This is a genomic window from Brachybacterium phenoliresistens, from assembly GCF_000576425.1.
Taxonomy (GTDB): Bacteria; Actinomycetota; Actinomycetes; order Actinomycetales; family Dermabacteraceae; genus Brachybacterium; species Brachybacterium phenoliresistens.
Genome location: NZ_KK069997.1, coordinates 64,105 through 76,701, shown reverse-complemented (window position 1 = coordinate 76,701; position 12,597 = coordinate 64,105). Strand labels below are relative to the sequence as shown.

Below are 12,597 nucleotides of genomic sequence, written 5' to 3'. Positions count from 1 at the left end.
TTTAGCGCTTAAGCGGTTGCTGTCGCCCGGGTTCCGTCGGATCCGCCTCGCATCCCGCGGGCCGGCGCCGGCCCGCGGCGGGCCCTGCCCGCCTCCGCGGCCGCCGTCCCGCGCCGTGGCAGGATGTCGGCCATGACCTCCGCTGATCCCACCGCTCCCGCCGTCCTCGACCCGCGCGCCGACATCGTCGAGCTCACCGCCGCGATCGTCGACATCGAGTCCGTCTCCGGGAACGAGAAGGCGCTCGCCGATGCCGTCGAGCTGGCCCTGAAGCTCCATGCCCCGCACCTGAGCGTCCTGCGCGACGGGGACACGGTCATCGCCCGCACCGAGCTGGGCCGGGCGCAGCGGGTGGTGCTGGCCGGGCACCTGGACACCGTCCCGGTGGCCGACAACCTCCCCTCCCGCCGCCGGGTCCGCGAGGGGCGCGAGGAGCTGGTCGGTCGCGGCACCTGCGACATGAAGGGCGGGGTGGCCGTGTTCCTGGCCCTCGCCGTCGAGGCGTCGGACCCGCCGGTCGATCTCACCTGGATCTTCTACGACCACGAGGAGGTCGCGGCGGCGGACAACTCCCTCACGCGGATCGCCGCCGAGCATCCCGAGCACCTGCGCGGGGACTTCGCGATCCTCGGGGAGCCGACCTCCGCCGGGGTCGAGGGCGGCTGCAAGGGGACCATGAAGCTCGAGGTCACCGCGCGGGGCGTGGCCGCGCACTCGGCGCGCGACTGGGTGGGCGTCAACGCCGTCCACCGCCTCGCCCCCGTGCTCGAGCGCCTCGCCGGCTACCGGGCGCGGCGGGCCGTGATCGACGGGCTGGAGTACCGCGAGTGCCTCAACGCCGTCGCGATCGACGGCGGGATCGCCGGCAACGTGATCCCCGACCGCGCCCACGCGACGCTCAACTACCGCTTCGCTCCCGACACCTCCGTCGAGCAGGCGGAGGCGCACGTGCGCGAGGTCCTGGCCGGCCTCGACGTGGAGATCGAGGTCTCCGATGCCGCCGCCGGGGCGCTGCCCGGCCTGGACAGCCCCGCCGCGCAGGAGTTCCTGGCCGCGCTCGGCGGCGACGTCCCCGTCGCCGCCAAGCAGGGGTGGACCGATGTGGCGCGCTTCAGCGCCCTGGGCACCCCGGCGGTGAACTTCGGCCCCGGGGATCCGCTGCTCGCGCACACCGACGACGAGCACGTCCCCACCGAGGACCTGCGCATCGCCCTCGCCTCCCTGCGACGCTGGCTCGGACTCCCGGGCGCGGACGCTACCCTCGCCTCATGAACCCGGAGGACTACCGCAAGGGCCCGGTGACGCTGCGGGGGACGCAGCGACCGGACCGCACCACCGATCAGCGCCTCCTGGAGAACGCGGGCGGCGCCGACTGGCTCCACGCCGACCCCTGGCGGGTGCTGCGCATCCAGGCCGAGTTCGTGGAGGGCTTCGGCGCCCTCGCCGAGCTCGGGCCCGCCGTCTCCATCTTCGGCTCGGCGCGCACGCCCCCGGGCCATCCGCACTATGCGGCGGCCGAGGAGATCGCCGCCGGCATCGTCCAGCTCGGCTACGCGGTCATCACCGGCGGCGGGCCCGGCATCATGGAGGCCGGGAACAAGGGCGCCAAGGAGGCCGGGGGCGTGAGCGTCGGCCTCGGCATCGAGCTCCCGTTCGAGCAGGGCATGAACCAGTACGTGGACCTCGGCGTCGACTTCCGGTACTTCTTCACCCGCAAGACGGTCTTCGTGAAGTACTCCAGCGGCTTCGTCGTGCTGCCCGGCGGGTTCGGCACCCTGGACGAGCTCTTCGAGGCGCTGTGCCTGATGCAGACCCACAAGATCGACATGTTCCCGCTGATCCTGGTGGGCCGGGACTACTGGCAGGGCATGATCGACTGGCTGTCCTCGACCGTCCTCGAGCATGAGGTGATCTCCCCGCAGGACCTCGACATCCTGCGCATCGTGGACACCGCCGAGGAGGCCCTGCAGGCGCTGCGCGAGGTGAGCGGGAAGGCGCCCTGATGACCGCGGTCTCCTTCGGGGTGGTGCTGCTGCTCGTGCTCGCCGCCGTGGTCGCGGGCCTCATGGTGCTCGCCGCGACGGGCAGGCTCGAGCTGGGCATGGATGCTCCCGAGCCGTGGCGGCGGCGCCCGGCCCTGCGGCCCTCCGCGCCCCCGTCCGAGGCCGCCGATCCGGCCGCCGTTGACCGCCCGGAGCGACCCCCGGAGTGACGCCATGCACACCTCGGCGGCAAAACCTGGGATAATGGTCAGGAGAACGTGCCTCCCGGGCGCCGATGCGGCGCCCGGCGGGCAACACAGAACAGAGGAAGGCACGCTCATGGCTGCTATGAAGCCGCGTACTGGCGATGGTCCGCTCGAGGTCGTTCAGGAGGGGCGCAGCATCATCATGCGCGTCCCGCTGGAGGGCGGAGGACGCCTCGTGGTGGAGATCGACAAGGCCGAAGCGGCTTCGCTCCGCGACGCCCTCGAGGGTGTGATCACGGCGTGAGATACGCCTGATCCCTGGAGAGCCAGGGCGCACGGGACCCGTTCCGCAGGCACCGACGGTGCGCGGGGCGGGTCTTTGTCGTGCCTGCGGCGGGCCTGTCAGGGGCGGAGGATCGCGGCGAGGACGCCGTCCCCGCTGGGCACCAGCGCCGGCAGCAGGGTCCTCTCCTCGGCGATGCGGCGCAGCAGCGCCCGCACCGCCTTCGTGGTCGCGTCGCGGCTGGCAGGGTCCGCCACCCGGTCGTGGTAGAGCGCATGGTCCACCACCAGCGCCCCGCCGGGGCGCAGCAGCCGCAGCGCGTGGCTGAGCAGGACGTCCGCCTGCGGGGCATCGGCCCGCAGGACCACCAGATCGTAGGCATGATCGGTCAGGCGACCGATCACCTCGGGCGCGCGCCCGGCGATGGTGCGCACGCGGGTGTGGCGCACCCCGGCCTCGGCGAAGGACTCCCGCGCCGCGCGCTGGTTCTCCACCTCCGTGTCGATGGTGGTGAGCACCCCGGCCGGGTTCATCCCCGACAGCAGGTACAGGGACCCGACGCCCGCCCCGGTGCCGACCTCGACGACGGCCCGCGCGTCCAGGGCCGCGGCCAGCAGCCGCATCACGGCACCGGCTCCGGGCAGGACGGGGGCCACGCCCAGCTCGCTGCCGCGCTCGCGCGCCCGGGCCAGCACGCTCTCGTCGGCGAAGATCGACTCCTCGTCGACGAACGCCTCGCCGTGGGCCCAGCTGGCGACCTTCCCCGATGCCATCGACGCCGTCCTTCCTCGTAGGTCAGGCCCCAGAGTACGACAGCGGTGGAGCTCCCAGCTCCACGGGCCGTGGCCTCTGCCATAATGAACGCCGGGCCGGACGCATCCGCCGGTCCTGAGGCGCGACGACAGGTGGGAACGTGGAGTTCTTGGGATTGGGCGGCTGGGAGCCAGTCGTCCTGCTGATCGTCTTCCTGGTGATCATCGGCCCGCAGCGCCTCCCCGAGTACACCCGGAACGTGGTGCGCATGGTGCGCCGGGCCCGCCGCTGGGTGGACGATTCGCGGGAGACGGTCGAGAGCGAGATGGGCATCGCCGTCGATGACCTGCGCAAGTACGATCCGCGACAGTACGATCCCCGCCGCATCATCCGCGAGGCCTGGGGCGACACGAGCCCGGAGGACATCCTGCCCGACAAGGAGGCGCTCGCCGTGGGCGCCGCCGGGGCGGCGGCCAAGAAGACCGGCAGCAGCCGCAGGAAGAAGGACACCGGCCCCCAGCGGGCCCCCTTCGACGACGAGGCGACCTGATCCCCCCGACGAGCGACCCGGGCCCGGGGATCCGACCCCGGGCCGGCGCGCTCAGGACGGGCGGCTGACCGCCAGCGGGAGCTTCATGCCGGACAGCCCGCGCGGCCGGCGCACCAGGGCTCGTGCGACCCGCCGCAGCTCCTGCGCCGCCGGGTCCTCGGGGGAGGACACCACCAGCGGCACGCCGCCGTCGGCGCCCTCGCGCAGGGCGGGGGCCAGCGGCACCTGACCCAGCACGGGCACGTCCTTCTCCACGGCCGCCGAGAGCGTGGCCGCCACCCGCTCGCCGCCGCCGGTGCCGAAGACGTCCATGCGGGTGCCGTCGGGCAGCAGCAGGCCGGCCATGTTCTCCACCACGCCGGCGATGCGCTGCTCGGTCGACTGGGCGAGGGAGCCCACGCGCTCGGCGACGGAGGACGCCGAGGCCTGCGGGGTGGTGACCACGACCATCTCCGCCTGCGGCAGCAGCTGCGCCACCGAGATGGCGACATCGCCCGTGCCCGGCGGGAGGTCCAGCAGCAGCACGTCCAGGTCGCCCCAGAACACGTCGGAGGCGAACTGCTCGATCGCCCGATGCATCTTCGGGCCGCGCCAGACCACGGCCTGCCCGGGCGGGACGAACATGCCGATGCTCATCACCGACACGCCGTGCGCGGACGGGGGCATGAGCAGATCGCCGACCTTGGTCGGCTTGTCGTCGATGCCGAACATGCCCGGCATCGAGAAGCCGTGGATGTCCGCATCGATCACGCCCACGCGCAGGCCGTCCGCGGCCATCGCCGCAGCCAGGTTCGCGGTGACCGTCGACTTGCCGACCCCGCCCTTCCCGGAGGAGATCGCGAGGATGCGGGTGAGGGACCCGGGCTGGTTGAAGGGGATGGCGCGACGGCCCTGGCGCAGGCGCAGGGTGAGCTCCTTGCGCTGCTCCTCGGACATGGCGGAGGTCTCCACGCGCACGGAGGTCAGCCCCGGGACGGTCGCGGCGGCCTCGGCGGTCTGCTGCTCGATCCGGTCGCGCATGGGGCAGGCCTCGATGGTGACCAGCACATGGACGAGGGCGGCGCCCTCGTCGTCGACGCTCACGTCCCCGACCATGCCCAGCTCGGTGATGGGCCGATGGATCTCGGGGTCCATCACCCCGTCGAGGGCTTCGAGGATGCGGGCGACGCGCGGGTCGTCGGAGCGGCCGGCGGGCCGGTCCTCGGACGGGGCGGCGGGCGGGGTGTCGGTCACGGGCGGGGTCCCTCCTCGGGACGGTGCGGGCGGGGTGCAGGGGCGGCCTCGGGGGCCGGGGACGGGGCGGGCGCGGAGGCGGAGCCCGCCTCGGCGCCCTCCGGCATCGTCACGGCGCCCCCCGAGCGCTCGGCCAGGACGGCGGCGAGCTCCTCGCGGAGGATCGCCCGCAGCCGGGCGTCCGGGACCGGCGAGGGCTGCCGGGCATCGGCCGGCCCGGCGGTGCGCGAGCGCGGTGCGGCGCGGTGCGGGCGGTCCTCGCCCTCGGCGCCGCGCTCCTCGCCCTCGAGCTCCTCGAGCAGGTCGCGCAGCTCTCCGCGCACGAAGTCGCGGGTGGCGACGTCGTTCAGGGCCAGGCGCAGGGAGGCGATCTCGCGGGTGATGAAGTCGGTGGTCGCGTGGTTGCGCTCGTTGGACTGGCGGTCCTGCTCGGCCTGCACGCGGTCGCGGTCGTCCTGGCGGTTCTGGGCGAGCAGCAGCAGGGGCGCGGCGTAGGAGGCCTGCAGCGAGAGGATCAGGGTGAGCAGCGTGAAGTTCAGGGCGCGCGGGTCGAACTGCGCGCTCTCGGGCATGAGGGAGTTCCAGGACAGCCAGATGGCGCAGAACAGCGTCATCCCCACCAGGAAGGCGGGGGTGCCCATGAAGCGGGCGAAGCCCTCCGCGGCCTTGCCGAACGCGTCCCCCCGGAAGGGGTTGCGCAGGGCGCGGCGGCGGGGCGCCGGCGAGTCCAGGGGGCCCGGGGTGCTCTCGGCCATGCTCACCCCTCCCCGTCGGAGCGGCCGATGCCGCGGGCGATCTCGGAGAGGTCGATCTGGCCGGTGGTGGTGGGCACCGGCTCGTCCTGCTCGCGCCAGTCATCGGGCAGCACGTGGTCCAGCACGTCGTCCACGGTCACCGCGCCCAGCAGGCGCCCGTCGTCGTCGACCACGGGGATCGAGACGAGGTTGTAGGTGGCCATCTCGCGGGTCACCGCGGACAGCGGCGCGGCGCCCTCCACGGTGTGCCGGTCCGGGTCGAGGATCTCGCCGACGGGGCGGTCCGGCCGCTCGCGCAGCAGATGCTGGAAGTGCACGATGCCCAGCAGCTTGCCCGTGGGCGTCTCCAGCGGGGAGCGGCACACGTGCACGGTGGAGGCCAGGGCGGCCGGCAGCTCCTCGCGGCTGATCATCGCCAGGCAGTGCGCGACCGGGGTCTCGGGGGCCACGATCAGCGGCTCGGTGGTCATCATGCCGCCGGCGGTGTACTCGTCGTAGGCGAGCAGGCGGCGCACGTCCTCCGCCTCCTCGGGCTCCATGAGGTCCAGCAGCTCCTGGGCCACGGGCTCGGGCAGCTCCTGGACGAGGTCCGCCGCGTCGTCGGGGTCCATGGCGTCCAGGACATCGGCCGCGCGGCGCGCGTCCAGGCCGGTGACGACCTCGACGCGGGTGTCCTCGGGCAGCTCCTCGAGCACATCGGCGAGCCGCTCGTCGGACAGCTCCGCCGCGAGCTCGATGCGGCGCTTGGGGTTCAGCTCCTGAATGATCTCGCCCAGGTCCGCCGGCTTGAGGTCCTGGTAGGACGCCAGCAGCAGGGCGGCGGACTGCTCCGCCTGCGTGCCGAAGAGACCGGCCACGGACCGCCACGGCACCGTCAGGCTCTCCCCGCGCGAGACGAGGCGGCTGAAGGACCCGCCCTTGCGGCGGCGCAGGTGCAGCTTGGTCAGCTCCCAGTCCCGATGCCGGTTCTGCTCCAGGCCCACGTCCTCGACGACGGCCTCTCCCGAGCCGTCCAGCAGGGTCACGCGGCGCTCGAGCAGGTCCCCGATCGCGAGCATCTCCCCGCTGCGCTTCTCGAAGCGGCGCATGTTCAGCAGGCCCGACATGATCACCTGGCCGGCGTCGATCGCCGTCACCCGGGTGGCGGGGAGGAACACGCGCCGTTTGCCCGGCACCTCGACGACGAAGCCGACCACGCGCGCGGCGCCGTGGACCTGGGGCAGGACCACGACGTCGCGCACGGTGCCGACCATGTCGCCGATGGGGTCGAAGACCCGGGTGCCGGCGAGGCGGGCGGCGTAGATGCGCTTCTGGGGGGAGGTCACCCTCCCAGCGTAGTGCCCCCGGCCTCGGCGTCGCCCGTGAGAAGGGACGCCATCCACGCCTCGATCTCGTCGGGGTCCCGGGGCAGCGCGGCGCTGAGGTTCTCGACGCCGTCCTCGGTGACCAGGACGTCGTCCTCGATGCGGACGCCGATGCCGCGCAGCTCCTCGGGGACCTTGCGGTCGGCCGCCTTGAAGTACAGGCCCGGCTCGATGGTGAAGACCATCCCGGGCACGAGCTCGGCGTCGAGGTACATGTCACGGCGGGCCTTCGCGCAGTCGTGCACGTCCATGCCGAGGTGGTGGCTGGTGCCGTGAACCATCCAGCGGCGATGGAACTGGCCCTCGGGGGAGAGGGACTCCGCCGCCGTGCCCGGCAGCAGGCCCCACTGCTCGAGGTGGCCCGCGATGACCTCCATCGCGGTGGCGTGCAGGTCGCGGAAGCGCAGCCCCGGGCGGGCGACGGCGAAGACCGCATCGGCCGCCTCGAGCACGGCCGAGTACACGCGGCGCTGGACGTCGGTGAAGGTGCCGTCCACGGGCAGGGTGCGGGTGATGTCGGCGGTGTAGAGGGAGTCGACCTCGACGCCCGCGTCGATGAGCACGAGCTCGCCCTCGCGCACCGGGCCGTCGTTGCGGATCCAGTGCAGGGTGCAGGCGTGATCGCCGGCGGCCGCGATGGTGTCGTAGCCGACGCCGTTGCCGTCGCCGCGGGCGGTGCGCTGGAACACGCCCTCGATGACGCGCTCGCCGCGGGCATGGGCGACCGCATCGGGGAGGTGGCGGACCACGTCCGTGAACCCGGCGATCGTCGCCGCGACGGCCTTGCGCATCTGCGAGATCTCGTAGGAGTCCTTGACCAGGCGCTGCTCGCTGGCGACCTCGGCGAGCCGGTCGAACTCGCCGGTCTCCTCCTCGCCGCCGGGCAGACCGTTCTGGGCCCGGATCTCCTGGACCATCTCCTCGACGCCCTGGTCCACCCCGGGCATCACCACCAGGGAGAGCTGGTCGCCGACGTCCTTGGCGAGGTGGTCGCGCAGGGTGTCGATGTGCCGGCAGGAGATGCCCAGGCGCTGCTCCGTCTCCTCCAGGGTGGGGCGCCGCCCCACCCACAGCTCGCCGTAGCGGGCATCGGCGTAGAACTCCGTGGTGTCGAAGCCGGCGCGGGGGCGGAAGAAGTAGGTCGCCTCGCCGCGCTCGGGATCATCGGCCGAGGGCTCCACGACCAGGACGCTGTCGGGCTCCTCATCGGTGCCCAGGCCGCTGTAGTAGGCGAAGGCCGTGTCCGGGCGGAAGGGATAGTCGGTGTCGTTCGAGCGCACCTTGAACACGCCCGCCGGCAGCACCATGCGGGTGCCGGGGACCGCCCGGACCAGCGCGTCATGGCGCGCCGGCGTGTGATCGGCGACCTCGCGGCGCTGCGTGTCGGGGACGGTCTCGTCCCAGTCCGCGGCGATGAAGGCGCGGAACGCCTCGTTGGTGGGGCGCTGGGAGCGGGAGTCGCCGCGGGCGGCGAGCTCCTCGGGGCTCGGACCGGAGTTCTGTGCGGTGGGCTGGCTGCTGTCCTCGTTCATCACCGTCCGATCGTCTCACGTCGGGATACTGTGGGATCCATGGGTGATGAGCACACGACCGGGCAGGGACGCCCGCAGACGCCCCGCATCGATCTGCACACCCACTCCACGTACTCCGACGGGACCTCCAGCGTCCTCGAGCTCGCGCAGGACGCCGCGGCGGCGGGGCTGGACGTCATCGCCCTGACCGACCACGACTCGACCGCCGGCTGGGAGGACGCGCGGCGCGCCGCGCGCGAGACCGGGGTGACCATCGTCCCCGGCATCGAGGTCTCCGCCGAGCATCATCGGCTCAGCGTCCACGTCCTCGCGCTCCTGGTCGACCCGTCCGCGGGGACGGCCCTGGACATCGAGCTGCGCCGTGCCCGCGACTCCCGCTCCCGCCGGGCCCGGGTGATGGTCGAGCGGATCGGGGCGGACCACCCGATCCGCTGGGAGGACGTCCTCGAGCAGGTGGCGGGGGAGGAGACCACCGTCGGGCGCCCCCATATCGCCGACGCCCTCGTCTCGCGCGGCATCGTCGCCGATCGCAGCGCCGCGTTCACCGAGCTGCTGGCGCCCTCGAGCCCGTACTACGTGCCCTACTACGCCCCCGCCCCGGCCGATGCCGTGCGCGCCATCGTCGCCGCCGGCGGAGTGGCCGTGGCCGCGCATCCGGCCTCGGGCATGCGCGAGGGCGCGGTGCCGGTGGACCTGCTGGACTCGATGGTGGAGGCGGGGCTGTCGGCGGTCGAGGTCGACCATCGCGAGCACGACGAGGTCGAGCGTGACCGACTTCGCGCCTATGCGCGCTTCCGCGGGCTGCTGACCACCGGCGGCAGCGACTACCATGGCGCGGGCAAGCCCAACCGGCTGGGAGAGAACCTCACCGCGCCGGATGTGCTCCGCGCACTCCTGGCCCGCGCCACCAGCGAAACCGAGGTCTTCCGTCCGTGATTCCGGTCGATATCCGCTTCCTCGCGGAAGTGTTCGTCACGCTCTTCGTCATCGTCGACCCGCCGGGGACCATCCCCATCTTCATGGCGCTGACCGGGTCGATGACCGCGAAGCAGCGCTCGCGGGCCGCTCTCGTCGCGGTCGGGGTGGCGGTGCTGATCATCTCCCTGTTCGCCGTGTTCGGGCAGTTCATCCTCGGGTACATGCACATCTCGCTGCCGGCGCTCCAGTTCTCCGGCGGGGTGCTGCTGTTCTTCATCGCCCTCCAGCTGCTGCTGGGCAAGGAGAGCGAGATGTCCGCCTCCGAGGGCGTGAACGTCGCCCTGGTGCCGCTGGGCACCCCGCTGCTGGGCGGTCCCGGCGCGATCGTGGCGATGATGCTGTTCGTCCAGCAGACCGGCGGCCAGGCCACCCGCGTGAGCGCGATCGTCCTCGCGATGCTGGGCATCGCCGCGATGATGTACGTCTTCATGCGCTTCTCCGGCGTGATCGCCAAGGTGCTCGGCAAGGGCGGGGTCACCCTGGTCACCCGCATCTCCGGAGTGCTGCTCGCCGCGATCTCGACGCAGATGATCTTCGACGCGATCCGGGCCTTCCTCGAGTCCTGGGGCATCCTCCCCGCCTGAGCGGACCCCGCCGCCGACGCAGCACAGGATCGCCCGCGCAGTACAGGATCGCCGACGCAGCACAGGAGGCCGGCGCCCCGGATCCGCAGGGGATCCAGGGCACCGGCCTCCGGTGATCGGGCGGCGCCGCGCAGGGTGCTCCGCGGCGCCGCCGATGCTGTCAGCTCTCGGAGGACCCGCCCTCGGCCGCGGCGGACTCGGAGGAGCCGCTGCGCCCGCGGCCGCCGCGCGAGCGACGTCGACGGGTGCTGCCGCCGGAGCGCTTCTCGCCGGAGCTCTCCGGCCCCGAGCCCTCGCCGCCCTGGGCGTCCACGACCTCGCCGTGCACCCGACGGGTGCGGGTGCGCTGACGGCTGCGGCGGGGACGCTCCTCGCGGCCGCCCGCGGCCGATGCCTCCGGCGCCTCCGCGGGCTCGCCGGAGCCGCGCCCCGGACGCTCGCCCCCGCGGTTCCCGCGACCGCCGCGCTCGCCGTCCCGGCCTCCGCGGCCGCTGCGCTCGCCGCGTCCACCGCGCTCGCCGCCCCGGCCGCCGCGCCCGCGGGCGCCGTCGCGGCCCCCGCGGCTCTCGCGACCGCCGGAGTCGGGACCGCCGAGGTCCTCGATCTCCTCGGCCTCGAGGCCCTCGCGGGTGCGCAGCTCCTTCGGCAGCGTGCCCTTGGTGCCCTCGGGGATGTCGAGGTCGGCGTACAGGTGCGGGGAGGTCGAGTAGGTCTCGACCGCCTCGGTGGACTCCAGGCCCAGCTGGCGCGCGATGAGCGACCAGCGCGCCAGATCCTCCCAGTCCACGAAGGTGACAGCGGTGCCCTTCTTGCCCGCGCGGCCGGTGCGGCCGGTGCGGTGCAGGTAGGTCTTGTCGTCGTCCGGGCAGTTCCAGTTGATGACGTGGGTGACGTCGGTGACGTCGATGCCGCGGGCGGCGACGTCGGTCGCGATGAGCACGTCGACCTTGCCGTGGCGGAAGGCGCGCAGCGCCTGCTCACGGGCGCCCTGGCCGAGGTCGCCGTGCAGCGGCGCGGCGGCGAAGCCGCGGCCCTGCAGGTCGCCGGCCACCCGGTCCGCCTCCCGCTTGGTGCGCATGAACACGATGGTCAGGCCGCGCCCGCGGGCCTGCAGGATGCGGGCGAGCACCTCGATCTTGTCCAGCTGGTGCGCGCGGTAGACCACCTGCGTGATGTCGGCCTTGGTGCGGGCCTCGTCGCCGGGGTCGTGGGCGCGGATGTGCGTGGGCTGGGACATGAACCGCCGGGCCAGGGCCATGATCGGGCCGGGCATGGTGGCGGAGAACAGCATCGTCTGGCGGGCCGTGGGCACGGCGCTGAGCAGCTTCTCGATGTCCTCGAGGAAGCCCAGGTCGAGCATCTCGTCGGCCTCGTCGAGCACGGCGGTGCGCACCTGCGAGAGGTCCAGGTACTTCTGGCGCATGAGGTCGATCAGGCGCCCCGGGGTGCCCACGACGATCTCGACGCCCTTCTCGAGGGCCTCGATCTGCGGCTCGTAGGCGCGGCCGCCGTACACGGTGAGGATCCGCACCGGGCGGGTCAGCGAGGCGTCCTGGAGATCCTGGGCGACCTGCACGGCCAGCTCGCGCGTGGGCAGGACCACCAGGCCCTGCGGCTTGCCGACCGGCCGGTCCTGGGGATTGTCCTCGCCGGGGGCCACGACGCTCTGCAGCATCGGGATGCCGAAGCCGAGCGTCTTGCCCGTCCCGGTCTTGGCCTGCCCGATGATGTCCCGGCCGCGCAGCGCGACCGGGAGGGTCATCGCCTGGATCGGGAACGGGGTGACGATGCCCTTCTTCGCGAGGGACTCGATGATGTCGGCCCGGACGTCGAAGTCCGCGAAGGTGGGGGCCGGGGTGCCGGAGCTCAGCTCGACGGCGGGGGAGGCCGACTCGGCCTCAGGGGTGTGCGGGGTGGTGTCAGGCACAGTTCATCTCTCTGATAAGGGTCTGCGCCACACATCGTATCCCCCGGGGCCGAGCAGGGCTCGGACCCGGGGGCCAGGATCACGCCGCCGGCGTGCCCCGCGGCGTCGGCAGGCGCCGACGCCGCAGGAGTCAGCCGAGGAAGCCGACGCGACGGGGCTCGTCGGCGGAGACCTCCACATAGGCGACCTTCGGGCCCGGCACGAGCAGCGTGCGGCCCTTCGCATCGCGCAGCGTGACGGCGGTGCCCTCGGACATGGCGTCGGAGAGGGCGCTCAGCGTCTGCTCGATCGGCTCGTCGGATTCGAGGACGAGCTCGCGCGCGGAATGCTGGATGCCGATGCGGATCTCCATGATGGGCGGACCTCCAGATGGTGGTGACAGGTACCCCGTGGTTCGTCGGGTACCCCGCGAGTCTAGCCCGCCGCGGGCGCAGGGGCCGCCGCTGCGGG

The 12,597-nt window shown here is 73.2% G+C and carries 14 protein-coding genes; 7 read left to right on the top strand and 7 right to left on the bottom strand.

Translation table 11 applies throughout. The features are described 5' to 3' along the window. The first annotated feature begins 132 nt into the window (after window positions 1-132). The 4 genes from dapE (at window position 133) to BF93_RS19365 (ending at window position 2,492) form a co-directional block, all read left to right on the top strand. Window positions 133-1,272, top strand: coding sequence for a succinyl-diaminopimelate desuccinylase (dapE, locus tag BF93_RS12505; protein WP_038373067.1), 1,140 nt, complete (start codon window positions 133-135; stop codon window positions 1,270-1,272). After that, the gene (locus BF93_RS12500; protein WP_038373065.1) at window positions 1,269-2,003 is read left to right on the top strand and encodes an LOG family protein; all 735 of its coding nucleotides are present in this window, start codon (window positions 1,269-1,271) and stop codon (window positions 2,001-2,003) included. The genes dapE and BF93_RS12500 overlap by 4 nt, the downstream gene beginning before the upstream one ends. Next, window positions 2,003-2,212 carry a hypothetical protein gene (locus BF93_RS12495; protein WP_038373063.1) on the top strand — a complete coding sequence of 70 codons (210 nt, stop codon included), beginning with the start codon at window positions 2,003-2,005 and terminating at the stop codon, window positions 2,210-2,212. The genes BF93_RS12500 and BF93_RS12495 overlap by 1 nt, the downstream gene beginning before the upstream one ends. Window positions 2,213-2,321: 109 nt before the next feature. Beyond that, entirely contained in the window at window positions 2,322-2,492 is a 171-nt protein-coding gene (locus BF93_RS19365) for a DUF3117 domain-containing protein (RefSeq protein WP_084148525.1), read from the top strand. A gap of 98 nt (window positions 2,493-2,590) precedes the next feature. Here BF93_RS19365 and BF93_RS12490 read toward each other — a convergent pair whose 3' ends face one another. Continuing rightward, the gene (locus BF93_RS12490; RefSeq protein WP_038373062.1) at window positions 2,591-3,244 is read right to left on the bottom strand and encodes an O-methyltransferase; all 654 of its coding nucleotides are present in this window, start codon (window positions 3,242-3,244) and stop codon (window positions 2,591-2,593) included. 140 nt (window positions 3,245-3,384) lie between these two features. Here BF93_RS12490 and BF93_RS12485 point away from each other — a divergent pair, with 140 nt between their 5' ends. Beyond that, window positions 3,385-3,774, top strand: coding sequence for a twin-arginine translocase TatA/TatE family subunit (locus BF93_RS12485; RefSeq protein WP_051486916.1), 390 nt, complete (start codon window positions 3,385-3,387; stop codon window positions 3,772-3,774). A 51-nt stretch (window positions 3,775-3,825) separates the two neighbouring features. Here the strand turns inward: BF93_RS12485 and BF93_RS12480 are convergent, their stop codons facing one another. Genes BF93_RS12480 through BF93_RS12465 form a run of 4 tightly spaced genes read right to left on the bottom strand, consistent with a single transcriptional unit; the run spans window position 3,826 to window position 8,658 of the window. Continuing rightward, a complete protein-coding gene (locus BF93_RS12480) occupies window positions 3,826-5,007 on the bottom strand; it encodes a P-loop NTPase (RefSeq protein WP_084148524.1) in 1,182 nt (393 codons plus the stop codon). Next, window positions 5,004-5,762 carry a DUF1003 domain-containing protein gene (locus BF93_RS12475; RefSeq protein ID WP_084148523.1) on the bottom strand — a complete coding sequence of 253 codons (759 nt, stop codon included), beginning with the start codon at window positions 5,760-5,762 and terminating at the stop codon, window positions 5,004-5,006. The genes BF93_RS12480 and BF93_RS12475 overlap by 4 nt, the downstream gene beginning before the upstream one ends. Before the next feature lie 2 nt (window positions 5,763-5,764). Beyond that, a complete protein-coding gene (locus BF93_RS12470; protein ID WP_038373061.1) occupies window positions 5,765-7,087 on the bottom strand; it encodes a magnesium transporter MgtE N-terminal domain-containing protein in 1,323 nt (440 codons plus the stop codon). Then, window positions 7,084-8,658, bottom strand: coding sequence for an aminopeptidase P family protein (locus BF93_RS12465; RefSeq protein ID WP_051486915.1), 1,575 nt, complete (start codon window positions 8,656-8,658; stop codon window positions 7,084-7,086). Before BF93_RS12465 ends, BF93_RS12470 begins: the two co-directional genes overlap by 4 nt. A 39-nt stretch (window positions 8,659-8,697) precedes the next feature. Between BF93_RS12465 and BF93_RS12460 the strand changes: the two genes are divergently transcribed. Then, window positions 8,698-9,594 (top strand): PHP domain-containing protein, encoded by an 897-nt coding sequence (locus BF93_RS12460; RefSeq protein ID WP_051486914.1) that lies wholly within the window; start codon window positions 8,698-8,700, stop codon window positions 9,592-9,594. Further along, a complete protein-coding gene (locus BF93_RS12455) occupies window positions 9,591-10,220 on the top strand; it encodes a MarC family protein (RefSeq protein WP_084148522.1) in 630 nt (209 codons plus the stop codon). Before BF93_RS12460 ends, BF93_RS12455 begins: the two co-directional genes overlap by 4 nt. 160 nt (window positions 10,221-10,380) lie before the next feature. On the opposite strand, the gene BF93_RS12450 is transcribed toward BF93_RS12455, so the two are convergent. Beyond that, on the bottom strand, window positions 10,381-12,147 hold the full coding sequence (locus BF93_RS12450; RefSeq protein ID WP_038373060.1) for a DEAD/DEAH box helicase: 1,767 nt from the start codon (window positions 12,145-12,147) through the stop codon (window positions 10,381-10,383). 130 nt (window positions 12,148-12,277) lie between these two features. Next, window positions 12,278-12,499, bottom strand: a complete 222-nt coding sequence (locus tag BF93_RS12445) for a DUF3107 domain-containing protein (protein WP_038373059.1) — start codon at window positions 12,497-12,499, stop codon at window positions 12,278-12,280. Window positions 12,500-12,597 lie beyond the last annotated feature (98 nt).